This window comes from Phyllobacterium sp. NPDC097923 (genome assembly GCF_044760925.1).
GTDB lineage: Bacteria > Pseudomonadota > Alphaproteobacteria > Rhizobiales > Rhizobiaceae > Phyllobacterium > Phyllobacterium calauticae.
Map to the genome: position 1 here is coordinate 1 of NZ_JBIWBL010000010.1, position 25293 is coordinate 25293.

The window sequence follows — 25293 nt, forward strand, 5'->3', positions numbered from 1 at the left end:
CTGCATCGTCTTCTACCTTTCAATAGGCAAAAGAAATCCATCCGCCCAAACGACGCCAAAAAGTCTTGACACTGATTCCCGGAAATGCGATTCTCAAGTTACCACACTGTGAGAAGGGCTTCCGCGACGGCAACGTTCGGGAGCTTTTTTCTTTTGCGGTGTCTAGTCTCCTGTTTCCTTCCGGAATTCTTCAAACAAAGTCAGCAGCTTGCACTCGACAAAAGCACCGAACTGCGCGCCACTCCGCTTGTCGAAAACTATATTAAGCGCCGTATCGGTCTCCTTGATCTTCGCCGGAGATGTTCCGTCAGGCGCAGTCCAGGCCGTCACACGCGGCTTGTCTTTGCTGATCTTGAGGAGATCAAAGATAATCTGAAAGCGGGCATCGCTCCTGGCTGCAAGAAAATCCGCATCTTCAACGTGCTTAAGAGCCCGCATACGCTTGGCCCTTTCCTCGACCATATCAGCGATTTCTGCCCACCGTTGCCGCCCAAAAGACGGAGCCGGGCCGATCGCTTCAATCAATGGTGATGGCACACGCCTTACCAGGGCGATCATCCGTGACAGTGCCGCTTTATCCACGCCCAGTGACGACATGATCGTCTCGCGGCCAAACCCCTTGGTTTCCAGCTTTGCCGCAAAATAGCACCGTTCAATGAACGACAGGTCCGTGCGGGCGTTGTTTTCCTGGCCCTGCGAGACGATCAGTTGCTCGTCCGTGAGATCGCGTACAACAGCTTTGACCGTCCCGCCGATCTCCTTGATGGCGGCCAGGCGCCTGTGACCATAGGCAACCTGAAACCGCCCTGCCCTTTCAGGGTGCGGGCGCACCAGGATCGGAACCTGCTGGCCGTGTTCGCGGATCTGGTCGACCAGACCGGATTGATCCTCAGCATCAACGCCAAGACGATCAACAACAAACGAGGCATCAACCAGCGAAGGATCGAGCTCGATGATCGCCTGCCCCTCGGCAAGACGCTTTTCAATTTCTTCCGCGCGCTGCGCCTTGGCGGATATGCCATCCAGCGATTGGGAGATTGCACCAACGGGGCTTGCCGGGCGCAATGGACGATCAAGGCCCAGCAAAGGCCGGCCGAGCGTTGTCCTGACAGGTGCCGCAGCTTCCGGTTCAGCGGTATCCGGCGTCATTTCAAACAGGTTCTTGCGCGCCATGGGTTACTTCCTTCCCCACGTTCTACGGAGCAGTTCTTCGATTTCACCATTGACCAATGTCAGGCTTTCCAGTGCGCGATCGTAGGTGCCGCGCGTGAACAGCGAACGGTCCACTTCGTAGAGCGTCTGCTTGGTCAGGCCGGCATCGGAAATCGCCGTGGATTTCAGCATTTCATTCTCAAGAACGCGATTGCCGAAAATGGAACGCATGAAGCCGGCCATCTGGTTCTGCGGGCCATCATTCGGTTCAAAGCGCGTCACCAGATAGCGCATCCAGTCATAGTCGGTCTTGCCGCCGGCATTCTCCACCACGGCAAGCAGATCGCTGGTCATGTGCAGAAACTGCGACATCGACATCACATCCAGCATTTGCGGATGAACCGTGATCAGGATGGCGGTTGCCGCACAAAGGGCCGACAGCGACAGGAAGCCCAGCTGCGGCGGGCAATCGAGGATGACCACGTCATAGGCGGATTCGATATCAGCAAGACATTCGCCGATACGCGAGAAAAACATTGTATCGGGGCGCTTGTCCGCCAGAACTTTCGGCGTTTCATGCTCGAATTCCATCAATTCCAGATTGCCCGGAATGATGTGCAGGTTCGGCGTATAGGTTGCGCGGACGATTTCGGTGATATGCTTGCGGTCGGAGCCGTAGCGGATGGCGCCGTACAACGTCTCGTTCTGATCCACATCCAGTTCCGGCTGGTGCCCGAACATGGCGGAAAGCGAAGCCTGGGGATCGAGGTCGATGGCAAGCACGCGATATCCCCGCAGCGCCAGATACTGCGCCAAATGTGCGGATGTCGTCGTCTTGGCGCTTCCACCCTTGAAGTTCATGATCGAAATGATCTGCAGCTTTTCACCGTCCCGGCGATGCCGCACATATTTGGCAGCACTCTTGCCGTTGGCATCGAGCAGACGGCGCAGTTCTTCCAGGTCATTGACGGAATAGAGCCTGCGGCCATTGGGTTGCGGCGCAGGGCCATGGCCATCCGCCACGATCTGGCGCAGATACCCTTCATGAATACCGATGAAGTCTGCGGCCTCGGCCGGCGTGAAAAGACGGATTGTCTTTTGCGCCGTGGGCGGGAAAATGCGCGATTGATGAGCTTGCAGCTGCCGCGCCAAATCTTCAGCGTCAGATGCGATCAACGACCGCAACGTCGTTGCGGTCACATCTGCCGGGTTCTGATCAAGCATCTCAACCTCTCATCCGCGCATTTTGGTCCAATCTTTAAAAATATGCGCTGATTACAATATGGAGAGATTCTCTTTTTGTGGCAAACTGTTTTAGGTTAACCAACAGTTAAGTGGGCTGACGCCCAGGAAGCCACTGCAGTTGTACGCGTACAACCAATTTCAGGAACGCTTACCTGCGATTCCCGCACTGGCAGATGCTCGCCGTTGCCGCTGAGTTGTACGTGTACAACATCGAACAATCACAAGATTCACTGGTCTTCGCTAAATGAAATGGAATCACCACTCGTTGCATTATAACAGTCATCCTGCAATTCACCCCCTTGCAAAGAGAACGGAGGTGAATTGCAGTTTCATCCCGTCACGGGCAACTTCTTTGCATGTGGCCTTGCTTATGCAACTTTATCCCATACCGGAGCCAGGCCACTCGGGCTGACGATACGGCCATCCGTGTGCGCAAGTCCATGGATCGCCGCCATATCCGCATCACTGAGAGCAAAGTCGAAAACCCCGAAATTTTCGATCGCACGCGCCTCGCTCACGGTCTTCGACAAAGCAATCACCCCACTCTGCTGCACCATCCAGCGCAGCACAATCTGGGCAACGGTTTTCCCTTCGCGCGCAGCGATATCCTGGAGCACGGAATCGGTAAAGACAGCGCCGTCTGCCATCGCGTAATAACCGGTCACCGACAGGCCAGCCTTTCGCGCCGCATCGATGACGGGCTTCTGGTCGAGATAGGGATGATACTCTACCTGGTTGGTCACCAGCAGTGCATCGGTCAGCGCCACTGCTTCGGCCATCAGCGTTGTATTGAAGTTGCTCACCCCGATGTGGCGCACTTTGCCCTCCGCCTTCACTTCGTTCAGAGCGCCGATCTGTTCGGCAAGCGGTACTGCATTGTTCGGCCAATGCAGCAGCAGAAGGTCTACATAATCGGTTTTCAGTTTTTTCAGACTCTCTTCAACCGAGGCGACAAAGGCATCACGCCGATAATTATCAACCCAGACCTTGGTTGTCAGAAATACATCACGGCGTGCAACACCCGAGCTGAGAAGACCTTCGCCGACCTCGGCTTCGTTCCCATAGATCTGCGCGGTATCGATGTGGCGGAAACCCAGTTTGAGTGCATGCGGCACCATGCGCAGAACATCGGCACCGGGCATGCGGAACGTGCCAAAACCCAGAGCGGGTATCGAGGCACCATTGGCTGAAACGGAATGCATTGTATTCTCCTGTGTTGTTCCACGGTTACTGACCGACATATGGCGCAAACCCATTGCTGTTATAATGCAGTAAAATAAACTATAGTCTGTGAAATGAATTCATATGAATGGCCGAGGTGTTTGCCGTGAACAATCGCGCAGGCGAGATGGAGGTTTTCGTGGAAGCCGTGGAGCGCGGTAGTTTTACCGCTGCGGCCGAACGGCTCGGTTTGTCGCCGTCTGCCATCAGCAAGCTGATCACCCGGATCGAAGAGCGTCTCGGCACGCGCCTGCTTGTTCGCTCGACAAGAGCACTGCAGCTGACGCCGGAAGGCGAGGCCTATCATCAGCGCGCGGTGCGTATCATTACCGAAATCGAGGAGACGGAACGGCTGATGACCTCGGGTGGCGCTGCCGTTCCTCGCGGTCTGTTGCGCGTCAACTCGTCGGTGGGTTTCGGGACGCGCTGTATCGTTCCCCTGGTGCCGGCTTTCCTGGCGCGTTATCCCGATGTCGAGCTGGACCTGTCACTCTCGGATGGTGTCATCGACATCATCGAAGAGCGCGCCGATGTGGCCATCCGCACCGGCCCCATGCGGGACTCGGGTTTGAAGGCGCGCAAACTGGGCGAGAGCCGCCGCGTGGTCGTGGCTGCGCCGGACTATCTGGCCAAACACGGTGTTCCGCAGACGCCGGACGAGCTGGCACAGCACAATTGCCTGACGTTCAACTTTCGTCGCAGCATGGATGAGTGGGCGTTCCGTTATCCGGGGGAGGAGCGCATCCGCCCCATCGCGGTGAAAGGCAACTTCAAGGCCAATAACGGATCGAGCGTGCGCCAGCTGGCGATTGCGGGACTGGGACTGGCGCGCATTGGCCAGTTTCACGTGCAGAAGGATCTGGATGCTGGTACACTCGTACCGGTTCTCGATGATTATAATCCGGAAGACATGGAGTTTATCCATGCTGTCTTCGCCGGACATGAGCATATGGCTGCCCGCATTCGCGCCTTCATCGACTTTCTAGTGGAAAGTAACCCTGCGGACATCACCGTATAAGAACTATCTTGTTTTAAAATCATATAGTTAAATGGTTAACCGAAATACAGTTTTATCCATGTGAGAGAATATTGACGATATTTCCGAAGGGATCGCAGACATAGAAGCGGCGCACGCCCCATGGCTCATTGTTTATATCGTATGGAATCTCCAGCCCGGCTGTTTTCGCCCGCTGATAGATGAGGTCGACATCATCGACCTCGATGGAAAGGGAGGGGAGGGGGGTGCCTGAACCGCCTTCGCTTGCCACACTTACTTCCGGCCTGGACGTCACGTCAGAGGCGAATGTCAGTATCCATCCGTGATCCATAACCACGTCGAGATCGAGCAATTCCTGATAAAACTTCCTGGCAAGTTCAGGATCGGATGCCTTGAGATTTGGCACTATGCGTCGAACGGCCATCGCTTCCTCCCACGTATCGCCAGCCGCCTTTTTAGCGTTCAGCGCAGACTTGATCTATACGCCAAGTTCATTAAAAACTCTGCCCATGCGTGGCTCAACAATCGCCAAACCTGTTTTTCTCGCCGTGACGCTGATTCTCTTCGGAGTTTCAGGTTATTTGGCGATACACGCACACCGTTTCATTGTTCACGCGCAACGGGCTCAAGGGCGCGTCGTTGAAATGCTGATGGAGTCGTCCGGAAGCGGGGGACCTGCTCTTTCTCGGCCCATGGTCGAATTCATGACGGCGGATGGCACCAAAATCGAATTCAAATCGACAAGTGCTTCCTATCCACCGTCCTTTGCACGCAACGAAATCGTTACCGTCTTCTATGATCCCGATGAACCGCAATCCGCCGAGATCAATGATTTCTTCTCCTTGTGGGGCGGGGTGTTGATCACAAGCGGGCTCTGCATGGTCTTTGCCGGTTTTACGACCGCGTTCTATCTTCGTGTGCAAAAGTTCCGGCACAAGCACACATCGCAAGCAAAATCTTAACCGGAAAAAGAAAGTCCCCTCGTTCCAGAGCGGGGAGGGGGCTTCATCGGCTATTCAGCTGGCGCCGGCGCTGGTTGCGTATCGGGCAGGGATGATTTCTTTTTACCCGGGTCCTTCCAGGCGATAAGCCGGTAGAACATGGGGATGAAGAATGTCGCGATAAAGGTCGCCGCCAGCATGCCACCAATAACGCCCGTACCGATCGCATGACGGCTTGCCGAACCGGCACCTGAACTGATGGCCAGCGGTACAACACCCAGAATGAACGCGAGGGAAGTCATGACAATCGGCCGGAAACGCAGCCGTGCAGCCTCAATCGCAGCTTCTGCCGCCGTATAGCCTTCCTGGCGTTTCAGGACGGCGAATTCGACAATCAGAATAGCGTTCTTTGCCGCTAGTCCAATCAGCGTCACCATGCCGATCTGGAAGTACACGTCATTGGTCAGCCCGCGCAGCATCGTTGCGGCAAGAGCACCGAAGAGCGCAAAAGGCACCGCCATGATAACCGCCAGCGGCAGGCTCCATTTTTCATACTGGGCCGCCAGGATCAGGAACACCATGATGATGCCGAAAATCATCGCCTGCGAGCCTGTACCGCTCGTTGCCAGTTCCTGGAAGGAGGACCCGGTCCAGGCGATCTGGAAGCCTTCGGGCAGCGTCTCCTTGGCCACTTCCTGCATGGCCTTGATGGCATCGCCTGATGTGTAACCTGGGGCCGGATTACCTGTCACCTTGGCGGCGCTGAAGGCATTGAACCGCTCGAGCTGATCCGGACCAACAATGCGCTTGACGGTCACCAGGGCGCTGAGCGGAATCATACTGCCGGAATTGGCACGCACAAACACCTGGCGCAGGTCATCAGGCGTACGGCGGAAATCCGCTTCCGACTGCAGGTTGACCTGATAGTTGCGGCCATACAGCGTGAAATCATTCACATAGAGGCTGCCGAATGACGCCTGCATGGCATCGAAGACAGAATTGATCGGGACATTCAGCGCCTTGGCCTTGTCGCGGTCGAGATCAAGCTGGTACTGCGGCACATTCGGATCAAACGTCGTTCTCACGCTCGTGAGTTCGGGGCGCTTGGATGCGGCCTCAACGATTTTATTTGTGGCGTCCGTGAGCTTGGCCACGTCGCTCCCTGTACGGTTCTGTACGTAAAGTTCGAAACCGCCCGTCGTACTCAATCCCTGAATGGGCGGCGGATTGAATGCCAGCACCATGGCATCCTTGATACCCGCATTCATCCCCATGATCGGCCCCGCCATATTGCGGGAATCAAGTTCCGGCGTCTTGCGCTGGCTCCAGTCCTTCAAGGTGAGGAAGGTGGTGCCGGCATTGGATTTCTGCCCACCGGAGAGGAGATCGAAACCAGCGATGGCAAAGACGTTCTCGGCTGCAGGGTGTTTCGCCAAATTCTGCGATGACTGTTCCATGGCCGCTTTGGTTCGCGTCAGGGAAGCCGCAGGCGGCAGGACCGCAACGCTGAGAAGAACACCCTGGTCTTCATCAGGGACAAGCGAGCCCGGTATCTTGTAGAACATATAGGCCGTGCCGCCGATCAGGAAGGCAAACAGCGTCAAGCCGATGGCGACCCGTTTGATCAGGAAGCGAACGCCCGAGGTATAGCCTGATGCCACGCGGTCAAAAGCCCGGTTGAAGATACGGAAGGGCAGGGCCGGTTCATGATGACCCGGCTTCAGGATCAGGCCGCAGAGCGCCGGCGTCAGCGACAATGCGACAATGCCTGAGATGGTCACCGACATGGCGATGGTAACGGCGAACTGCTTATACATGGCGCCGGCAAGCCCGCCCATGAAGGAAACAGGCACGAACACCGCGCACAGCACCAGCACGATGGCAACAACGGGTCCGGTCACCTCGCTCATCGCCTTGATCGCAGCCTCGCGCGGCGGCAGCTTTTCCGTCGACATGATGCGTTCGACGTTTTCCAGGACCACGATCGCGTCGTCGACCACGATACCGATCGCCAGCACGAGACCGAACAGCGTCAGCAGGTTGATGGAGAAGCCAAGCACGTACATGCCGGCAAATGTGCCGATGATCGAGATTGGAACGGCAATGACCGGAATAATCGTGGCGCGCCAGTTCTGCAGGAAGATGAAGACCACCAGCACGACGAGGATAATCGCCTCGATGAAGGTGGTCACGACTTCATCGATCGACGCCTGGATGAATTTGGTAGTGTTGTAGGGGATCGAATAGTCCATGCCTGTGGGGAAGGCGGCTTTCAGCTCATCCATGCGGCTGCGCACGGCTTCCATCGTATTGAGCGCATTGGCGCCCGGCTGCAGATAGACCGCAATAGGGATAGCTGGCGTTCCATTCAGCTTGCTGTCCACCGCATAGCTCTGCGCCCCGAGTTCCACCCGGGCAACATCGCCCAAGCGCAGGGTTGCCGCATTGGGCGACGAACGCAGGATGATGTTTTCGAACGCCTTGGCGTCTGGCAGGCGACCCATTGTTGTGGCGGAATAGGTGAAGGCATTGGACTGGGGATCAGGCTGATCACCAAATTTGCCTGCGGCGAACTGGGAATTCTGCTCGCGAATGGCCGTTGCCACATCCGTCGGGGTCAAACTGTATTGTGCCAGCTTGTCGGGGCGCAGCCAGATGCGCATGGAGTAGTTGGGATTGCCGAGAACCTGCGCGTCGCCGACACCTGGAATGCGCTTCAGATCGTCGACAACGTTGAGCAGCGCGTAATTGCCGATATAGGTGCGGTCATACTGGCCGCCCTCGGAAAACATCGCGACAAGGCCGAGAATGGATGTGGAGCGCTTGGCGACGGTCACACCCTGCCGGGTCACGTCCTGTGGCAGTGTCGATGTCGCGCGCTGCACACGATTGTTGACGTTGATCGTCGCCTGATCCGCATTGGTGCCCAAAGCAAAGGTCACGGTCAGCTGCATCTGGCCGCTGGCCGAGTTGGTCGACTGCATGTAGAGCATGTTTTCGACGCCGTTGATCTGCTGTTCCAGCGGCGATGCAACGGTTTGGGCGATAGTTTCAGCGCTGGCGCCCGGATAATTGGCGCTGACCACCACCTGCGGCGGCGTCAATTCCGGATACTGGGCAATCGGGAGCACCCTTATCGCGACAATACCGGCGAGAACGATGATGATCGAAATGACGGCCGCGAATACGGGCCGGTCAATGAAGAACCGGTTCATTGGGTCACCAGCGCCTGTTTCACACTGTCAGTCGCCGAAACCAGTTGTCCCGGTTTGACCTTGATGACGCCTTCCGTGACCACACGGTCACCCGCGGCGAGGCCGGAAAGCACGATCCAGCCCTTGTTGACCTGCTGACCAAGATTGAGCGGCCGAACCTCGGCCTTGCCTTCATTGTTCACGATATAGACGAACTGGCCTTTGGGTCCCTGCATCAGGGCCGCTTCGGGAATGACGATCGTATCATTCACCGTCACGCCCGTCACAGTCGCACGGACGAACTGCCCGGGAAGGAGACGGCGATCCGGATTGTCGATGATGGCACGTACACCCAGCGTGCCCGTTTCCAGATCAAGACTGCTTGAGGTGAAATCGATGGTGCCAAGATGATTGTAAACCGTCCCGTCGCCGAAGGAGAGTTTGACCGCAAGCTTGTTGGCTTCGAGCCCCTTGGCTTTGCGCTCATCCAGCAGACGGCGGATTTCCGCCGCTTCCGTATCGGTAAAGGAGAAGTTGATATAGACCGGATCGGTCTGCGTAATCGATGTCAGCAAGCTGGAAGCCGCATCTGTTCCGATCAGGCTGCCTTCCGAAACCTGCTCGCGTGTTGTCACACCGCTGATGGGCGCAGTCACTTTCGTATATTGCAGATTGAGTTCTGCTGTCCTGACCTGCGCCTTTGCCGCGGCAACCGCTGCAGCGTTCAGATCCCGTGTCGATACTGCCGTATCGCGCGCCGCTGTGCTCTGCACTTTCTGGTCCACCAGTGTCTGCGCCCGATCCGCATCTCGTATGGACTGGGCGTACTGAGCCTGAGCCTGTTGCAGCTGGGCCTGGACGCGGGCGAGCTCCGCTTCGTAAGGCGCCGGATCGATCTCAAAAAGCAGATCGCCGGCTTTCACTTCCGAACCTTCGATAAAATTCCGCTTCAGGAGAATACCGCCGACGCGGGCACGCACCTGCACATCACGGTAAGCCGTTATCCGCGCCGCATATTGGTAGGACAGGTCCACTTCCTCCGGCTGAACGGCAACCGCCGTTACTTGCGGCGGGGGAGGGGCCTTGCCGCCTGCTTGCTGGGCATTAGCCGGCAAATTGAGTGCCAGCGTCGCGCCTGCAAAAAAAACGAGACTGAGAAAACGGGTACCGAGCAAAGTCATGGGAGGGTTCGCTTGTCCGAGGAATATCTGGGTGCATGTACAAACATACATCCGTGATTGTAAATAAACGAAAGCGTGATATTGTGTCGGAAAATCGACCGGACGCGATCACGTTTGGGTTATCGAACCAGCGGTACGAATGGCCGCCATCGGATAGCTCGCTGACGACGTCCCGGCATCCCCGGAGGGATAACCCGAGCGAAGGAGGCATTATGCGCAGGACCAAAGCCGAGGCAGGAGCAACGCGAGAAGCCATTCTGGATTCCGCGGAGACTGTCTTCTTGGAACATGGTGTTAATCGGTCAACCCTGAACCAGATTGCCGAACATGCCGGCGTGACGCGTGGCGCCATCTATTTCCACTTCAAGGACAAGATCGAACTCTATCAGGAAGTCGTCGAGCGTGTGCGACTGCCACAGGACGATCTTCTTACCAAAGCAATCTATTGCGAGAACGCCAACCCTCTCGATATTGCCCTGGATGCCGGTATCTATTGTCTTGAGAATTTTGCCGGTGATCCGAGAAAACAGCGGGTTTTCACCATCATCACCCAGCGTTGTGAGTACGTCGGTGAAATGGCGCAGGTCCTGGGGCGGCTGCGTGCGCTCAACGACGAGGTTCATCACATGCTGTTGCGTTTGACGACACTAGCCAAGAAGCGCGGCATGCTGTCATCCGCCTGGCATCCGGATATTGCGGCGCGCGCCTTGCAAAGCACGATGTCCGGGCTGCTATTCGAATGGATGCGGCTCGAGAAGAATTTCGACCTGGTCGCGGCCGGGACAATGACGATGACCGCCATTGTCGACTCCTTCCGCAAGAAGGACATCCCTGTTGATGCGCATGTCGTCAGAAACAAGAGGCAGTTGGTGGCATCCTGATCATCCCATTGTCTCATGCTGCTTCCCCAGATAAATAGGGCCCAAGCCTAGTATCGGTGCCGCATACGGAGTAAACAACGGCTCCCTTCCTGCGCTGTCGGTCTGCTTGGCAATCCGTATCGCTCATCAGGGCGAACACGAGAGGATTGAACATGGCCATCAAGTTTACCGCCAAGGAACCCGCGCCGAACGAAGCTCCGGCAAAGGTCGCAAAGCCTGCGAAGATTGAACCGGATGCCGCTGAGAAGGCTTCCGATATCGGATCGGGTGATGGTGATCTGTTCAATGCGGCGTCCAAGCCGCCGGCGCGCAAACGCAAAGGCAAATAAGACGTATGGAGGCAGGCGAGATTTTTGATTGCCAATCCTGCGGCGCCTGTTGCTGCTACTCATCCCAGTGGCCGCGATTTTCCACGGAAGATGACGCGCAACTTGCGCTTATTCCAGCCAAATATGTTGCCAGTGATGAAAGCGGCATGCGATGTGTCGGTGTCCGTTGCTCCGCGTTGACTGGTGAAATCGGCAAGACCACCGCTTGCGGAATTTACGACGTGCGGCCCGAAGTGTGCCGCTCCTGCATGCCGGGCGATCCGGAATGCCTCATGGCGCGCAAGGCCCACAATCTCTGAGTTTGGACCTCGCGACATATGCCGCATCCAGCGCGGTGCGGAGACGTTAAAATTCACCGCATGATTTCCATCAATAAGATGTGATTCCGATGTGTCCGGATCGGTCAAAAACTTGCCCCGATTGCGGCGGTAACTCCCGCAGCCTTTCGAACTGTACTGCCTGCATCCAATTCAAACTATCCGGAGAGTCATCATGCATAGAAGCAATGTCGAGCGTGAACCGGAATATGTAAGGGAACGCACCGAAGGACCGCAAAATCTGGGACGGATTTATCTGTTGAGTCTGGCGCTGTGTGCCGCGCTGATTGCCACGACCGCCGTTGGATATGAATCCGAATGGCCAGATGTCATGACGATAACCGCTTCAACGGCAAATCCAGAATTTTACCAGAGGGCAGCCGGCAAGACGCCCCTGACCTTCTGCAACACCGCCGAGCACACACCAGGGGCGGATCCAAAGCCGGCATGGCGCACATTTGATATCTGATACCCGGCCACTAGGGCCGGGCAGCGTTTATGCAGTCCACTGCGGGATGTCGTCGCGTTCGCCAATAAGCGCAAGCCCATGCGCGATCGAGAGCAGTTCGCCGCCCGTCTCGATCCGGTCCTGCGCGAAACGTTCAGTGAATATGCGTCGCACGGCTGGGACAAACGATGTCCCGCCCGTCAGGAACACTTTGTCAATTTCCCCTGCCACCGTGTTGGTCCGTTCAAGGACATCGTCAAGTGCGTCTTCAATGCGGGCGAGATCACCGGCAATCCATCCCTCGAATTGGCTGCGCTTGATAAGCTTGCGGCTGCCGCGACCGAGCGGTTCGAAATTGAACTCAGCCTCGTCGGCGGTCGATAGAGCCATCTTGGTGGCTGACACGGCCTGATACAGTGGATAACCTTCATCGTGGTCGACAAGATCGACGAACGTCTCAAGTTTTTCCGGCTCCAGACTGGACCGCACCAGCTTCTTCAGTTCGGAAAACTCCCGGGATGTCTTGAAGATGGACAACTGGTTCCACCGGCCGAAATTGGCATAATAGGAGGACGGGACTTCGAGCGTCTTGTCGAAGCTCTTGAAGAAACTTCCCTTGCCGATCTGCGGAGCGACGATGCTGTCGATCATCCGGTAGTCGAAATGATCGCCCGCAATGCCGACACCGGAATAGCCGATGGGCGTTGCGCTGAGCTTTCCGCCCTTCGTCTCGAAACGGATGAGTGAGTAGTCAGTCGTGCCTCCGCCAAAATCCGCCACAAGAACGGTCGCATCGGCCTTGAGGTTCTGGGCAAAATAGAAAGCCGCCGCCACCGGCTCGTAGACATAGTGGATTTCAGGAAAACCGAACCGAGTGAGCGCCTCGTTGTAACGCGCCGTTGCCAAGGCGGGATCCGGATTGGCTCCGGCGAAATGCACCGGCCGGCCAGTCACGATGCGTCTGACGTCCGTCGGCCAATCGTTACCGGCATAGCTCCGCAACCGGCGCACAAAAATTTCCATCAGATCTTCGAACGAATGGCGCTTTGCAAAGACAAGCGTGCCCTGGAAGAGGGCACTCGCGGCAAATGTCTTGATCGATTGCAGAAAGCGGCATTCGCCGGGGTTATCGATGAACTGCCGGATCGCCGCATGCCCGGCCTCAACCTTCAATGCCGCCGCACCGGCAAGAGGGTCCTTCATGAAAGACAGTGCCGTGCGCATGCTATCGGCTGTGCCGGTCGCATTGGTGAAGGATAGCGAGCGTGTCTTTGTCCCATCCGCCAATGCCAAAACCGTATTGGTTGTGCCAAAGTCGAAACCCAGCGCCTGAGCCATTGCCGCGCTCCTTTATGCCATGAATGTCAGAAATCGGGACAAAGCCCGTCGAATGGGCCCAGCGCGCCCAAATCAGGACGCGCGTCATGACATAGCAAACGTGCAGACGCAAGGTGCGTTTTATTCGGACAGGCTATTCCACGCTATCTGCAGCGCTGAACGGGGCATTGTCCCGGCTGTGCGAGAGAATTTCCCGCTTGCCGACATGATTGGACGGTCCGACAAGCCCTTCCTTTTCCATGCGTTCCACAAGCGATGCAGCTCTGTTGTAACCGATCTGCAGACGCCGCTGGATATAGGACGTGGAGCACTTCTTGTCGCGCATGACCACCTTGACGGCCTGGTCGTAGAGTTCATTGCCGTCTTCCGCCGCAACAGCTCCCTTATCGAAAACCGCTCCGCCGGTTTCCGCTTCCGGTTCTTCCTCTTCGCTCTCGTCGGCAGTGACCGTATCGAGATAATCCGGGCGACCCTGCGCCTTCAAATGCGCGACCACGCGCTCGACTTCCTCGTCGGAGACGAACGGGCCATGCACGCGGGAAATGCGCCCGCCGCCCGCCATGTGCAGCATATCGCCCTGACCGAGCAACTGCTCTGCACCCTGTTCGCCCAGAATCGTGCGGCTGTCGATCTTCGAGGTCACCTGGAATGAAATACGGGTCGGGAAGTTCGCCTTGATCGTGCCGGTGATGACATCGACCGACGGACGCTGCGTGGCCATGATCAGATGGATACCCGCAGCACGGGCCATCTGGGCGAGGCGCTGAATGGCGCCTTCGATGTCCTTGCCGGCCACCATCATCAGGTCGGCCATCTCGTCGACGATAACGACGATATAGGGCATCGGCGTCAGATCCATGACTTCCTGCTCGTGAATGGGCTCGCCCGTCCCTTTGTCGAAGCCGGTCTGGACGGTGCACATCACCGTCTCGCCCTTTTCCTTGGCGAGGGCAGCGCGGGCATTGAAGCCGTCAATATTGCGCACGCCCAGCTTTGACATCTTCCGGTAGCGGTCTTCCATTTCCCGTACCGCCCACTTCAGTGCCATGACTGCCTTTTTCGGGTCGGTCACAACAGGGGTAAGGAGGTGCGGAATACCGTCATAGATCGACAGCTCGAGCATTTTGGGGTCGACCATGATCAGCCGGCACTCTTCCGGCGTCAGCCGGTAAAGCAGCGACAGGATCATGGTGTTGATCGCAACCGACTTGCCCGAACCTGTTGTACCGGCAACCAGCAGATGCGGCATCTTGGCGAGTTCAGCGATAACCGGCTCACCGCCAATGGTCTTGCCAAGGCAGAGCGCCAGCTTGAGCTTGGTGCCCTCGAAATCCGGCGAAGCGATCATTTCGCGGAAGTACACGGTCTCGCGCGTCGTGTTCGGCAGTTCGATGCCGATGACATTGCGGCCAGGCACCACGGCAACGCGGGCCGACAGCGCCGACATGGAGCGGGCGATATCATCGGCAAGGCCGATAACGCGGGAGGACTTGATGCCGGGCGCCGGCTCGAATTCATACAGCGTCACCACGGGTCCGGGGCGCACATGAATGATCTCGCCGCGGATGCCGAAGTCCTCAAGCACGCTTTCAAGAAGTCCGGCATTCTGTTCCAGCGCTTCCTGCGTAATGATCACTTCCGCGCGTTCCGCCGGTTCCTGCAGCAACGACAGCGGCGGGCGCTCATACATCTCGCCATAGGACTGTACGGCAAGCGGTGTAAGGCGGGTCGGCACGATAGCGGGCTTCTCCTGGCGCACCGTTACCTGCAGCCGTGACGGCTTTTCTTCAGCGGCCGCTTCTTCCGGCGGTAATGGTGCCACCGCAGCGGAAGCAAACGTCACTTCCTCTTGCACATCAATCGCCGGGCTCATAACCGCAGCGCTTTCCACGACCGGATCCATCTGGCGCTGCGGTGTAGCGGCTGCAACAGCCGCCGGTGCAACCGGAACAACCGGTGCGGCAGGCAAGGGAGCCGGCGCTGCAGGTACAGTGGTCTCAGCGGCGGTGGCCTGCGGCTGCCGGAGCTCGACAACACGGAACAGCGCGGTAATGGCATCGGGTGCGATCTTGCGTACAGCCTTCGATGCAGAGGCTGCGGGGGTAGCAACAAAGCCGCCCGAGAACTCCATCGATTCCCAGAATGCATAATCCGAGAGGTAATCCAGCGTTCCGGATTTTTGTGGAATTGGCTGCGCACCGCTTGTTTGCAGGCTTGGTCGGGCCTCACGTGCAACGGGGGCGGCTGGTGCATGCGTGACGACCGCCGGTGCATAATTTGTGACGAATGCCGGGGCCCGCGGTAAACCGGACTGCGCCGGGGCAGGGGCCTTGCGAAGAGCAGCCTCGCCAGCAACCGGCTTGAGAGCCGCCGGCGCGACAGCAGGAATCTTCGGGGTTGGCGCCGGGATGGCCGCCTTTGGCGCGACGATCGGCCTTTCCACTTTGGGAGCAGGTGCCGGCGTTGCGCTTTCGGCCCCGTTGCGGTGCTTTTGCAGAACGGTATCGGGGGTGCGGGTGAAACGCACATTGGCCGACAGGGAGAACATCCGCTTCGAAATGGGAGCCGTGGGATCCGTATCCGGCTCAAGTGTGATCGGCGCACGTGCAGGCGCGCGCATCCCGCCGCTGGGCGTGGTTGAAGCGGGCGCCTCGATAGAACGTCGGGTGGAGACCGGCTCATAGGGCGAAGCAGCAGGAGTGCGCATGTTTCCCGAACCGTTTGGCACACTATTTCGAGTCGCCTGGGTCGGAGCTGGCGGTTGTACCGCCTCCGGTACGGGGGGCTTTTGTGCCAAAGGCGGCTGTGCAGACGCTGGCGATTCGTGCGCATCGCCATATTCGTCTACGTAATCGTCTGACTTCATTGAGAAATTTGTTCTTGGAATACGCATGATACCTGCAAGCGAAGCGATTGGATGTTGCTCGTAAACTTGCCTAATCGAATAGAAAATGAAGGTTAATAAGTTGCTACTGATGGCTGCAAACGCTCTCCCTGTTGCTGCCTCCTGACAGGGGCAGCGACGGCCCGGATCGACGCAGGGCACGTGCGCAGGCACGCCCCGGATTACAAAAAAGCAGCCTGTTTGAGATCAGGCTGCTTTGTTTGTCATGTAACAGTGCGAGCCGTCAGGCGGCTTCTTCGGCAATCAGCTTGCCGAGACGGGAAATCCCGGTTTCGATTGCTTCCTTGTTGGGTAAGGAGAAGTTGAGCCGGATGGTATTCTTGCCGGTCCCGTCCGCATGGAATGCAAAGCCGGGAACGAACGCCACGCGCACCTTTTGCAGCGCTTGCGCGAGGAGCCCTGCGCCGTCCATGCCTTCCGGCAAGGTGACCCAGACAAACATGCCGCCCTCCGGCTTTGTCCACGTCACGCCTGGCGGCATGAAACGGGCAAGGGCATCGAGCATATAGTCGCGGCGCTGGCGGTAGCTGTTGCGCACCTTCTCGACCTGCTTGTCGAAATCCCGGGACGCCACGTGATGGATTGTCATCTGATTGATGGTCGGGCTGTGCAGATCGGCAGCCTGTTTGATCAGGACCAGCTTGGCAATCACAGGCTGTGCAGCGCAAATCCAGCCGACACGCAAGCCGGGTGTAAGGGTCTTGGAGAAACTGCCGGAGTAGACCACACGCGTGCGGTCGATATGTCCTTCACGTTCGCAATCGAGGGCAAGCATCGACGGCACGGGCTCGCCATCGAACCGCAAGGCCTGATAGGCCGCATCTTCGATCAGCGGTATGTCGAGTTCATGCGCCAGCTCAATCAGGCGGATGCGGCCATCCCGGCTGACCGTTTCGCCCGTCGGGTTGCAGAAATCCGCCGTCAGATAGGCAAGCTTTACATCACCGCCTGCAGCCTTTGCACCGTCACGATAGGCGGCCGGTGTCATGTTTCCCTGTTCGGGGTTGAGACGGTCGTAGCGCGGCTCATAGGCATTGAAGGCCTGGAGGGCACCGAGATAGGTGGGCCAGGTCGTCAGCACCGTATCGCCGGGTGATATGAACAGCTTGCCGAGGTAGTCCAGTGCCTGTTGCGAGCCCGTGGTGATGATGATGTTGTCGATCGTGCAGGGCACGCCGAGCGACGCCATGTGCTGCACCAGCCATTCCCGCAGCGGGCGATATCCCTCACTCACGGAATATTGCAGCGCGACGTCAGCATTCTTGCTGAGAACAGCCTCATAGGCTTCCCGTATCGCTTCCTTGGGAAAAAGAGCAGGGTCCGGAATACCGCCGGCAAAGGAAATGATGTCCGGCTGATCAAGCAGTTTCAACAGTTCACGTATCTCGGACGCACGCATATTTTTGGTGCGTGTTGCGTACAGAGCATCCCAATCGCCCATCTCTTCCTCCCAGCTATTTGTCGGCGCATAGCACCGTAAAACAGCCGATATGTCAACAATACTGACATATCGATTGCCGTTGTTTTGCGCGGGCTACCGCCGCACAACTTCATTCGCCGGGAGCCTTGACCATTTTCGTGTGGCCGCTGATGTCGGCGCCTGCCGATTGCGAGAAGCGGAGATTCCAGATTGTTGCGGTCAGCGAAATCGCCGTTACAACAAGAAACGCCGCCGAGAAGTCACCAAGCTCCGGCGTCGCGTGACTTCTCAGCAGCATTGAACCCGAAAGGGCCAGTGCGCCGACGCAAATACCGAGCGACAACATGAGCTGCTGGAATGTCGTATAGAAACTGGTGGCAGAACTCATGCGTTCCCGTCCGATCTCATCATAGGCAATCGTGTTGTAGGCAGTGAACTGGAACGACATGAAGAACCCGCAGCACAGCAGAACAGAGAAGATAAGGGGCAGGGGCCAGTCGGGCCGGAATGCCGCGCAAAGCGCATAGCCGAACGTTGCAATGAGACCATTGACGATAAGGCTTGCGCGGAAACCGAAGCGTCGCAGGATTTTCGGTGCAACGGCCTTCATCATCATGGAGCCCAATGCCGTGGCGACAACGATGCCGCCCGCGCGCGCCGCAGAAAATCCGAAGCCGAGCTGCAGCATCAGGGGCAGCAGGAACGGCTGCGCCCCCTGGGTGATGCGGGTCAGCGAGCCGGCAATGACAGACGTGCTGAAGCTGCTGACGCGCATGAGCGAGAAATCGAGAATGGGGGAGGGATGCCGCTTGGCATGTGCGAGATAACCCGCACCGAAAACCATCCCCACAGCGACAAGAACAGCTGCCATTTCACCTTCACCCGGGCGGCTTGCCATTTCGAAACCGAAGAGGAGAGAGCCGAGTGAAATGCCGGAAAGGAAAAGACCAAGAAAATCAAAGGGACCGTCGGACACCCCCTTCACCTCTTCGATGAAGCGCCTGACAAGAATGAAACCAATACAGCCGATCGGCACATTGATGTAGAAAATCCAACGCCAGTCGAAATAGGTGACAATCAGCCCGCCCACGGGCGGCCCCAGAATGGGGCCGACAAGCGCGGGAACCAGCAGCCAGGACATCGCTGAAACAAGATCCTTGCGCGCGACGCTGCGCATCAGTACGAGGCGGCCAACCGGCATCATCATTGCACCGCCAAGGCCCTGAATGATACGCGCGAGAACGAGAAAGCGCAGATCCGGAGCCTGCGCACAGAGGATCGAACCAAAGACGAAAACCGCGATTGCCGCACTGAAAACAGTGCGGGATCCGAACCGGTCGGCAATCTTGCCACTCGCCGGGATGAAGATGGCGAGACTGAGGAGATAGGAGGTGAGCGCCAGGCTCATGGCAGGTGGCTGAACGCCAAAATCGCGTGCCATGGTCGGCAACGCCGTTGCCAGCACCGTCGCGTCGAGCTGTTCCATGAACATGGCGCTGGCAATGATAAGCGCTATGGTGCGGAAGTTCGGACCTGTTGTTTTGTTGTCAGGCGTTTGGATCGTTTGTGGCCGGGCCTGGGAGGCCTGACTGATTTGGTCCGACATGGTCGGGTTCGCTCTCGATAGCGCGTACACATCGGAAAGAAAATGTCGCGGATTTGCAAACGGCGGCTAGCCGTGGGGAAACGACCACCGATATAAACCCGCGATTTTGCGATATCCATATACAATCTCGTGATTCATTGTACCTGGTACAAAATAATCGTCCGAAACAGAGCGCGTATTTTGGAAGCAAGCCTGAACGACGGTGCACTTCGAAATAGAACCCACCCCGGTTGCCGATCAAAATCGCATAATCTATCTTATGGAACTCGCATCATCCTTGGTGAATGAAGGGCGCGTAGCTTGCGGGATCAACCATAGCGGGACGCCGGTCCAAAGCGAGTGTGCTGATCCGTTTCGGCGTGCGCGCAATGACCTTGCCTGCCTTGATGACGGCAAGCCGCGTTGCCTTGAGGCGGATTGCTTCGATTGCATCGGCAGCCTGCAGCAGCACCATGTCTGCCTTGCAACCCACATCAAGACCATAACCGTTCAAATTGAGTATCTTGGCAGGCTCGGTGGTAACCGCGGCAAAACATTGGCGCATGGCGCTGCGGCTCGTCATCTGCGCCACGTGTAGACCCATGCTGGCAACGTCAAGCATGTCAGCCTGGCCGAGTGAATACCAGGGGTCCATCACGCAATCGTGGCCGAAGGCAACGGTAACGCCATGGGCCAGAAGCTCCGGCACCCGGGTCATGCCCCGACGCTTCGGATAGGTGTCGTGACGACCCTGGATGCCGATATTGATCAGCGGATTGGCAATCGCCGCCACGCCGGCCTCTGCAATCAACGGCAAAAGCTTGCTGACGTAGTAATTGTCCATCGAATGCATCGAGGTCAGATGCGACCCCGTCGAGCGGCCGCCAAGACCGAGGCGCCGTGTTTCATAGGCCAGTATTTCGATATGCCGTGACATCGGATCATCGGTCTCGTCACAGTGCAGATCGATCATCAGGCCGCGATCCGCCGCAATCTCGCAGAGGGCTTTGACGCTCGCTGCGCCATCGGCCATGGTGCGCTCGAAATGCGGAATACCGCCAACCACATCGACGCCGAGATCAAGCGCCCGTTTGAGCAGGTAGACAGCGCCGGGAAAGCGGTAGTAACCATCCTGCGGGAAAGCCACCAGTTGCAGGTCGATATAGGGTGCAACCTGTCTTTTGACGTCGAGCAGCGCTTCAACACCCAGCAGGCGCTCGTCGCAGATATCCACATGGGTCCGGATCGCGAGCAGCCCCTGTGTGACCGCCAGATCGCAATAGCGCAGGGCCCGCTCGATCACAGCTTCATGGGTGAGAAGCGGTTTCAATTCACCCCATATCTGGATTCCATCGAGCAGCAACCCGCTTTCATTGAGGCGCGGCTGGCCGAGCGACAGCGTTGCATCCATATGAAAGTGACTATCGACAAAGGGAGGCGAAACCAGAAGACCGCCGGCATCGATCGTCTCCCCCGCCTCCCCGCCGAGATTGACGCCGACGGCAACAATGCGGCCGGATTGCACACCGATATCGAGACCTGTACGGCCGTCAGGCAAGGTTGCGTTGGTAACTTTCAGATCGAACATGGAACCTCTTTGACTGCTTTGCCGGTTGCACTGTCTCTACTTTAACAGGCAAACACCGGATAGCTGCAACGGGCAAACAGCACTGCAGGAAACTGCGATTGACACAGGCGCATTCAACTCACGTTAGTTATTGAAGGACAACGGATTATCCCTATTCTCATGGAAAAGTTATATAATAGGGATAATCCTTTGAATATCAACTTTCTAATTTAGTTTTACCGGTGTATTATCCCTCCCACTGCCAACAATGTAAGATTTGGGGATAAAATGAGCAAATTCAGAGAATTATCTTCAGATCAAATACGCCAGCTCATTGATACGGAACAGGCCTACGATGTCTACCGGACCAGTCTGAAGGAGTATGAACAGCGTTTTTCCGGATCAATGTCGTGGAAGAAAAGCACGAACGACAAGGATTATCTCTACAAGAAGACACAGGGCATCTGGAAATCCCTTGGGCCCCGCTCCGCCGAAACGGAAGCGATCTTCGGGCAGTTTCATACGGGGCGCGAAAGCGCCAAGACCCGTGTTTCCCGCCTGGCAAGACGGTTGGATGAGCTCGCCCCCGTCAACCGTGCCATGGCTTTGGGCCGGGTGCCGCTTCTGACTGCACGCATCATCCGCGCGCTCGGAAAATCCGGATTGATCGGCACGGCGGTCGATGTCGTCGGCACAAATGCGCTCTTTGCCTATGAACGCATGGCCGGTGTCCAGATTACCGGCGGACTTTTATCGACGCAGGATGTCGACCTGCTGTTCGACTCCCGGTTCAGCCTGCGGCTGATCAGCAAGGATTTTTCCCACAAGGGTTTGATCGGGCTTTTGCAAAAAATCGATCATTCGTTTGCACCGCTGGCGAGAAATGGGTATCGCGCCGCCAATCGCGACGGCTTTCTCGTCGACCTGATCAAGCCAACGCCAAAGGACCGCATGTCGACGCGGGAGAAAGCGCGCTTCAGCACCGATGATGAGGACCTGCAGGCAATCGAGATCGAAGGCCTGACATGGCTGGTCAACAGTCCGAAAACCTCGACCGTCGTCATCGATGAAAAAGGCTATCCGCTGGACTATACCTGCCCCGATCCGCGTGCCTTTGCCTTGCACAAACTGTGGTTGTCGCGCCGCAGCGACCGCGATGCCGCCAAACGTATACGCGATGAACTGCAGGCAAAAACCGTTGCCGGGCTGATCCGGGCAAGACTGCCGCACCTGTCCTTCGAGGCGAAGGACCTGCAGGCGCTCCCCCTGGCGTTGCGGCAACTGGCACCGGAACTTGAGCCGACGCCCGATGGTGATGTCGGCGAAGCTCTGAGCTTGACGCCGAACTGGTAAAAAAAGCCCCTCCCGGATGATCCGGAAGGGGCGCTCTATTTTAGCTGTAGGCCTGCATGGGCGGGCAGGCGCAGACGAGATTGCGATCCCCGGCGACGTTGTCGATGCGCGACACCGGCGGCCAGTATTTCGGGTTCTCTTCGCTCTCGCCTGCCGGCAGGCTGGCTTCCTTACGGGTGTAAGGATGCGACCAGTCATCGGCCAGCACATCACCGGATGGGTGCGGTGCATTGACGAGCGGGTTGTCGTCACGCGGCCAGACGCCACTGGCAACCTTCTCCGCTTCCCCGGCAATGAGGATCATTGCATCACAGAAGCGGTCGATCTCGCGCTTGGATTCCGATTCCGTCGGCTCGACCATCAGCGTACCGGCAATCGGCCAGGACATGGTCGGGGCGTGGAAGCCGTAATCGATGAGGCGCTTGGCGATATCCTCGACGCTGATCCCGGCACTGTCCTTCAGCACGCGGGTATCGAGAATACACTCATGCGCCACGCGGCCGTTCTGTCCCGTGAACAGCACGGGATAGTGGCCCTTCAGCCGCTCCGCAATGTAGTTGGCGTTGAGAATAGCCATCTCGGTTGCACGCTTGAGGCCCACCCCGCCCATCATACGGATATACATCCACGTGATGGGGAGAATGGATGCGCTGCCGAACGGAGCCGCTGAAACCGCGTGCTGCGATCCCTTGGCCACGTGGCCGGGCAGGAATGGCGCAAGATGCTTCTTCACGCCGATCGGACCAACACCCGGCCCGCCGCCACCATGAGGAATGCAGAAGGTCTTGTGCAGGTTCATATGGCAGACGTCGGCACCGATATCGCCGGGACGGGCAAGCCCGACCAGCGCATTGAGGTTGGCGCCATCGAAATAGACCTGGCCGCCATGCTGATGAATGACCGTGCAGATATCCTTGACGCCTTCTTCGAACACACCATGGGTCGATGGGTAAGTGATCATCAGCGCTGCGAGATTGGCACTGTGCTGGTCGGCTTTTGCCTTGAGGTCCTCAAGATCGATATCGCCGGCCTCTTCACATGCCACGACCACCACCCGCATGCCCGCCATATGGGCACTGGCCGGATTGGTGCCATGCGCCGATTCCGGGATGAGGCAGATATCACGATGCGCATCGCCCCGATCCAAATGATAACGGCGAATGGCCAGGAGACCGGCATATTCACCCTGGCTGCCTGCATTGGGCTGCAGTGAAACTGCATCAAAGCCGGTGATCTCGGACAACCAGGCTTCCAGATCGTCCGTCATCGCCTTGTAGCCAAGCGCATGGCTGGCAGGAGCGAACGGATGCACATTGGCAACGCTGTTCCAGCTGACCGGCAGCATTTCGGCGGCAGCGTTGAGCTTCATTGTGCACGAGCCGAGCGGAATCATGGCCCGGTCGAGCGCCAGATCCTTGTCCGCCAGACGGCGCAGGAAACGCATCATTTCGGTTTCCGAGCGCTGCTGATGGAAAACGGCCTGGGTCATGAAACCCTCGGCCTGCCTTTCGCCGGGCAATGTTGCCTTTGCTTCCGCAGGCAGATCGGCACCGAAAAGCGCAGAGAGAGCCTTCAGGTCATCTTCCGATGTCGTTTCATCCACCGTGATGCCGAGGCGGTCCTGATCGACAATGCGCAGCAGACGCCCGCCCCTTTCAGCCTCCGCTGCAATGGAGGCGGCTTTGCCGGGAACAGTGACCGTAACCGTATCGAAGAAATGCGATCCGGCGATGGAAAGGCCCGCCCCTGTCAGTGCAGCGGCCAAACGGGCCGCCTGGGCATGCACGCGGCGGGCGATGGCCTGAAGCCCCTGCGGACCATGCCAGATGGCATAGGACACCGCCATATTGGCCAGCAGTGCCTGCGCGGTGCAGATGTTGGACGTCGCCTTGTCGCGGCGGATATGCTGCTCGCGCGTCTGCAGGGCAAGGCGGTAGCCGGCCCGCCCCTTGCTGTCGACGGACTGACCAACCAGACGGCCGGGTATAAGCCGGGTCAGCGTTTCGCTGACGGCAAGGTAAGCGGCATGCGGGCCGCCATAACCGATCGGCACACCAAAGCGCTGCATGGAACCGGCAGCAATATCGACACCGGCCTTGGCAGGCGGAGCGGTGATTGTCAGGGCCAGCGGATCCGCCACGGCGATCACCAGCGCACCAGCGGCTTTGGCGGCTTGAATGACCGAAACATGGTCACCATAGACACCGAATGTGTCCGGCCATGGAACGATGATCGCTGCAACGCTGGCATCGATCTCGCCTTCATCCACGGTCATGCCCAGCGGCTCGGCGCGGGTCTTGACCACATCGACTGTCTGCGGATGCAGGGCACCGGCGATCACGATGCGGGTGCGCTTCTCGCGATGATGGCGATAGGCGATGCCGACGGCTTCCGCAACGGCTGTCGCCTCGTCCAGGAGCGACGCGGATGCAACCGGCAAACCGGTCAGCTCCGTCACCAGCGTCTGGAAGTGGAACAGCAGTTCAAGACGGCCCTGGCTGATTTCCGACTGATACGGCGTATATGCGGTATACCAGGCCGGGTTTTCAAACAGATTACGCAGGATAACCGCGGGCACGTGGGTGCCGTGATAACCCTGGCCGATAAAGCTCTTGTGGGTCTTGTTCTGGCTCATCTTGGCAGCGAGCTCGGCCAAAGCTTCCGACTCATTGACGGCTGCAGGAATGTCGAGCGGCCGTTCAAGCCGGATGGATTTTGGTACAGCCTGCGCAATCAAAGTTTCCAGCGACGGAATGCCAAGAGCCGCCAACATGGCGCGGGAGCCTTGTATGCTCGGACCGATATGGCGGTCAGCGAACGGGAATATGGTGTCTTTCATCATCATGCCTTCAGCCAATGATTGCTTTGTAGCCTGCCTCGTCGAGAAGGCCGGTCAGCTGATCCGGATTGGACAGCTTCATCTTCCATAGCCAGCCGTCGCTTGCGGCGGCCGAGTTGACCAGCGACGGATCGCTTGCAGTTGCTTCGTTCACTTCCGTCACTTCACCGTCCAGCGGCGCATAGACGTCCGATGCCGCCTTGACGGATTCAACGACAACCGTGGCATCGCCTTTGGACAAGGACTGACCGACATCCGGCAACTGGACAAAAACCAGATCGCCGAGTTGATCCTGCGCATGATCGGTGATGCCGACCGTCGCGATGTCATTCTCGACGCGGACCCATTCGTGGTCTTCGGTAAAGTAAGTGGCTGCCATC

General features: G+C 57.8%; 20 protein-coding genes. 7 read left to right on the forward strand and 13 right to left on the reverse strand.

Annotation, left to right across the window (positions count from 1 at the left end):
• Positions 1 to 162: 162 nt before the first annotated feature.
• From repB to ACIQWS_RS24900, 3 genes are all read right to left on the reverse strand, one after another.
• Positions 163 to 1173, reverse strand: a complete 1011-nt coding sequence (gene repB, locus ACIQWS_RS24890; protein ID WP_403185026.1) for a plasmid partitioning protein RepB — start codon at positions 1171 to 1173, stop codon at positions 163 to 165.
• 3 nt (positions 1174 to 1176) lie between these two features.
• Positions 1177 to 2376 carry a plasmid partitioning protein RepA gene (repA, locus tag ACIQWS_RS24895; protein ID WP_403185028.1) on the reverse strand — a complete coding sequence of 400 codons (1200 nt, stop codon included), beginning with the start codon at positions 2374 to 2376 and terminating at the stop codon, positions 1177 to 1179.
• Between the two features lie 389 nt (positions 2377 to 2765).
• Positions 2766 to 3599 (reverse strand): aldo/keto reductase, encoded by an 834-nt coding sequence (locus ACIQWS_RS24900; protein ID WP_403185030.1) that lies wholly within the window; start codon positions 3597 to 3599, stop codon positions 2766 to 2768.
• Between the two features lie 125 nt (positions 3600 to 3724).
• Between ACIQWS_RS24900 and ACIQWS_RS24905 the strand changes: the two genes are divergently transcribed.
• Entirely contained in the window at positions 3725 to 4636 is a 912-nt protein-coding gene (locus ACIQWS_RS24905) for a LysR family transcriptional regulator (protein WP_403185033.1), read from the forward strand.
• Positions 4637 to 4688: 52 nt separating this feature from the next.
• Here ACIQWS_RS24905 and ACIQWS_RS24910 read toward each other — a convergent pair whose 3' ends face one another.
• Positions 4689 to 5039, reverse strand: a complete 351-nt coding sequence (locus ACIQWS_RS24910) for a VOC family protein (protein WP_403185035.1) — start codon at positions 5037 to 5039, stop codon at positions 4689 to 4691.
• Between ACIQWS_RS24910 and ACIQWS_RS24915 the strand changes: the two genes are divergently transcribed.
• On the forward strand, positions 5023 to 5577 hold the full coding sequence (locus ACIQWS_RS24915; RefSeq protein WP_403185037.1) for a DUF3592 domain-containing protein: 555 nt from the start codon (positions 5023 to 5025) through the stop codon (positions 5575 to 5577). The genes ACIQWS_RS24910 and ACIQWS_RS24915 overlap by 17 nt on opposite strands.
• A 50-nt stretch (positions 5578 to 5627) precedes the next feature.
• Here ACIQWS_RS24915 and ACIQWS_RS24920 read toward each other — a convergent pair whose 3' ends face one another.
• Both ACIQWS_RS24920 and ACIQWS_RS24925 read right to left on the reverse strand, forming a co-directional pair.
• The gene (locus tag ACIQWS_RS24920) at positions 5628 to 8771 is read right to left on the reverse strand and encodes an efflux RND transporter permease subunit (protein ID WP_403185039.1); all 3144 of its coding nucleotides are present in this window, start codon (positions 8769 to 8771) and stop codon (positions 5628 to 5630) included.
• Complete coding sequence (locus tag ACIQWS_RS24925; RefSeq protein WP_403185040.1) at positions 8768 to 9931, reverse strand: efflux RND transporter periplasmic adaptor subunit; 1164 nt, start codon at positions 9929 to 9931, stop codon at positions 8768 to 8770. Before ACIQWS_RS24925 ends, ACIQWS_RS24920 begins: the two co-directional genes overlap by 4 nt.
• Positions 9932 to 9966: 35 nt before the next feature.
• Here ACIQWS_RS24925 and ACIQWS_RS24930 point away from each other — a divergent pair, with 35 nt between their 5' ends.
• From ACIQWS_RS24930 to ACIQWS_RS24945, 4 genes are all read left to right on the forward strand, one after another.
• Positions 9967 to 10812 carry a TetR family transcriptional regulator gene (locus ACIQWS_RS24930; RefSeq protein ID WP_403185043.1) on the forward strand — a complete coding sequence of 282 codons (846 nt, stop codon included), beginning with the start codon at positions 9967 to 9969 and terminating at the stop codon, positions 10810 to 10812.
• A 152-nt stretch (positions 10813 to 10964) separates the two neighbouring features.
• Positions 10965 to 11141 (forward strand): hypothetical protein, encoded by a 177-nt coding sequence (locus tag ACIQWS_RS24935; protein WP_346307567.1) that lies wholly within the window; start codon positions 10965 to 10967, stop codon positions 11139 to 11141.
• A 5-nt stretch (positions 11142 to 11146) separates the two neighbouring features.
• Complete coding sequence (locus ACIQWS_RS24940; RefSeq protein ID WP_223616087.1) at positions 11147 to 11440, forward strand: YkgJ family cysteine cluster protein; 294 nt, start codon at positions 11147 to 11149, stop codon at positions 11438 to 11440.
• A 193-nt stretch (positions 11441 to 11633) separates the two neighbouring features.
• Entirely contained in the window at positions 11634 to 11927 is a 294-nt protein-coding gene (locus ACIQWS_RS24945) for a hypothetical protein (protein ID WP_346307566.1), read from the forward strand.
• 27 nt (positions 11928 to 11954) lie between these two features.
• Here ACIQWS_RS24945 and ACIQWS_RS24950 read toward each other — a convergent pair whose 3' ends face one another.
• The 5 genes from ACIQWS_RS24950 to ACIQWS_RS24970 form a co-directional block, all read right to left on the reverse strand.
• Entirely contained in the window at positions 11955 to 13244 is a 1290-nt protein-coding gene (locus tag ACIQWS_RS24950; RefSeq protein ID WP_403185046.1) for an Hsp70 family protein, read from the reverse strand.
• Positions 13245 to 13377: 133 nt separating this feature from the next.
• Positions 13378 to 15951: a DNA translocase FtsK gene (locus ACIQWS_RS24955; RefSeq protein WP_403185048.1), complete on the reverse strand. Its 2574-nt coding sequence runs from the start codon at positions 15949 to 15951 to the stop codon at positions 13378 to 13380.
• 421 nt (positions 15952 to 16372) lie between these two features.
• Positions 16373 to 17590: a PLP-dependent aminotransferase family protein gene (locus ACIQWS_RS24960; protein WP_403185050.1), complete on the reverse strand. Its 1218-nt coding sequence runs from the start codon at positions 17588 to 17590 to the stop codon at positions 16373 to 16375.
• Positions 17591 to 17699: 109 nt separating this feature from the next.
• Complete coding sequence (locus tag ACIQWS_RS24965) at positions 17700 to 19175, reverse strand: MFS transporter (protein WP_403185052.1); 1476 nt, start codon at positions 19173 to 19175, stop codon at positions 17700 to 17702.
• Between the two features lie 271 nt (positions 19176 to 19446).
• Positions 19447 to 20742: an amidohydrolase family protein gene (locus tag ACIQWS_RS24970; protein ID WP_403185054.1), complete on the reverse strand. Its 1296-nt coding sequence runs from the start codon at positions 20740 to 20742 to the stop codon at positions 19447 to 19449.
• 267 nt (positions 20743 to 21009) lie between these two features.
• Between ACIQWS_RS24970 and ACIQWS_RS24975 the strand changes: the two genes are divergently transcribed.
• Entirely contained in the window at positions 21010 to 22074 is a 1065-nt protein-coding gene (locus ACIQWS_RS24975; protein WP_403185056.1) for a GSU2403 family nucleotidyltransferase fold protein, read from the forward strand.
• A gap of 40 nt (positions 22075 to 22114) precedes the next feature.
• Here ACIQWS_RS24975 and gcvP read toward each other — a convergent pair whose 3' ends face one another.
• Together gcvP and gcvH are read right to left on the reverse strand one after the other, a co-directional pair.
• A complete protein-coding gene (gcvP, locus tag ACIQWS_RS24980) occupies positions 22115 to 24913 on the reverse strand; it encodes an aminomethyl-transferring glycine dehydrogenase (RefSeq protein ID WP_403185058.1) in 2799 nt (932 codons plus the stop codon).
• Between the two features lie 10 nt (positions 24914 to 24923).
• Complete coding sequence (gene gcvH / locus ACIQWS_RS24985; protein WP_223616047.1) at positions 24924 to 25292, reverse strand: glycine cleavage system protein GcvH; 369 nt, start codon at positions 25290 to 25292, stop codon at positions 24924 to 24926.
• Position 25293: the final 1 nt, after the last annotated feature.

Excerpts from the sequence above, each read along its gene's own strand:
- repB (WP_403185026.1), bottom strand. The coding sequence starts at position 1,173 with ATGGCGCGCAAGAACCTGTTTGAAATGACGCCGGATACCGCTGAACCG.
- repA (WP_403185028.1), bottom strand. The coding sequence starts at position 2,376 with ATGCTTGATCAGAACCCGGCAGATGTGACCGCAACGACGTTGCGGTCG.
- ACIQWS_RS24900 (WP_403185030.1), bottom strand. The coding sequence starts at position 3,599 with ATGCATTCCGTTTCAGCCAATGGTGCCTCGATACCCGCTCTGGGTTTT.
- ACIQWS_RS24915 (WP_403185037.1), top strand. The coding sequence starts at position 5,023 with ATGCGTCGAACGGCCATCGCTTCCTCCCACGTATCGCCAGCCGCCTTT.
- ACIQWS_RS24910 (WP_403185035.1), bottom strand. The coding sequence starts at position 5,039 with ATGGCCGTTCGACGCATAGTGCCAAATCTCAAGGCATCCGATCCTGAA.
- ACIQWS_RS24920 (WP_403185039.1), bottom strand. The coding sequence starts at position 8,771 with ATGAACCGGTTCTTCATTGACCGGCCCGTATTCGCGGCCGTCATTTCG.
- ACIQWS_RS24925 (WP_403185040.1), bottom strand. The coding sequence starts at position 9,931 with ATGACTTTGCTCGGTACCCGTTTTCTCAGTCTCGTTTTTTTTGCAGGC.
- ACIQWS_RS24930 (WP_403185043.1), top strand. The coding sequence starts at position 9,967 with ATGTACAAACATACATCCGTGATTGTAAATAAACGAAAGCGTGATATT.
- ACIQWS_RS24935 (WP_346307567.1), top strand. The coding sequence starts at position 10,965 with ATGGCCATCAAGTTTACCGCCAAGGAACCCGCGCCGAACGAAGCTCCG.
- ACIQWS_RS24940 (WP_223616087.1), top strand. The coding sequence starts at position 11,147 with ATGGAGGCAGGCGAGATTTTTGATTGCCAATCCTGCGGCGCCTGTTGC.
- ACIQWS_RS24945 (WP_346307566.1), top strand. The coding sequence starts at position 11,634 with ATGCATAGAAGCAATGTCGAGCGTGAACCGGAATATGTAAGGGAACGC.
- ACIQWS_RS24950 (WP_403185046.1), bottom strand. The coding sequence starts at position 13,244 with ATGGCTCAGGCGCTGGGTTTCGACTTTGGCACAACCAATACGGTTTTG.
- ACIQWS_RS24955 (WP_403185048.1), bottom strand. The coding sequence starts at position 15,951 with ATGCGCACTCCTGCTGCTTCGCCCTATGAGCCGGTCTCCACCCGACGT.
- ACIQWS_RS24960 (WP_403185050.1), bottom strand. The coding sequence starts at position 17,590 with ATGGGCGATTGGGATGCTCTGTACGCAACACGCACCAAAAATATGCGT.
- ACIQWS_RS24965 (WP_403185052.1), bottom strand. The coding sequence starts at position 19,175 with ATGTCGGACCAAATCAGTCAGGCCTCCCAGGCCCGGCCACAAACGATC.
- ACIQWS_RS24970 (WP_403185054.1), bottom strand. The coding sequence starts at position 20,742 with ATGTTCGATCTGAAAGTTACCAACGCAACCTTGCCTGACGGCCGTACA.
- ACIQWS_RS24975 (WP_403185056.1), top strand. The coding sequence starts at position 21,010 with ATGAGCAAATTCAGAGAATTATCTTCAGATCAAATACGCCAGCTCATT.
- gcvP (WP_403185058.1), bottom strand. The coding sequence starts at position 24,913 with ATGAAAGACACCATATTCCCGTTCGCTGACCGCCATATCGGTCCGAGC.
- gcvH (WP_223616047.1), bottom strand. The coding sequence starts at position 25,292 with ATGGCAGCCACTTACTTTACCGAAGACCACGAATGGGTCCGCGTCGAG.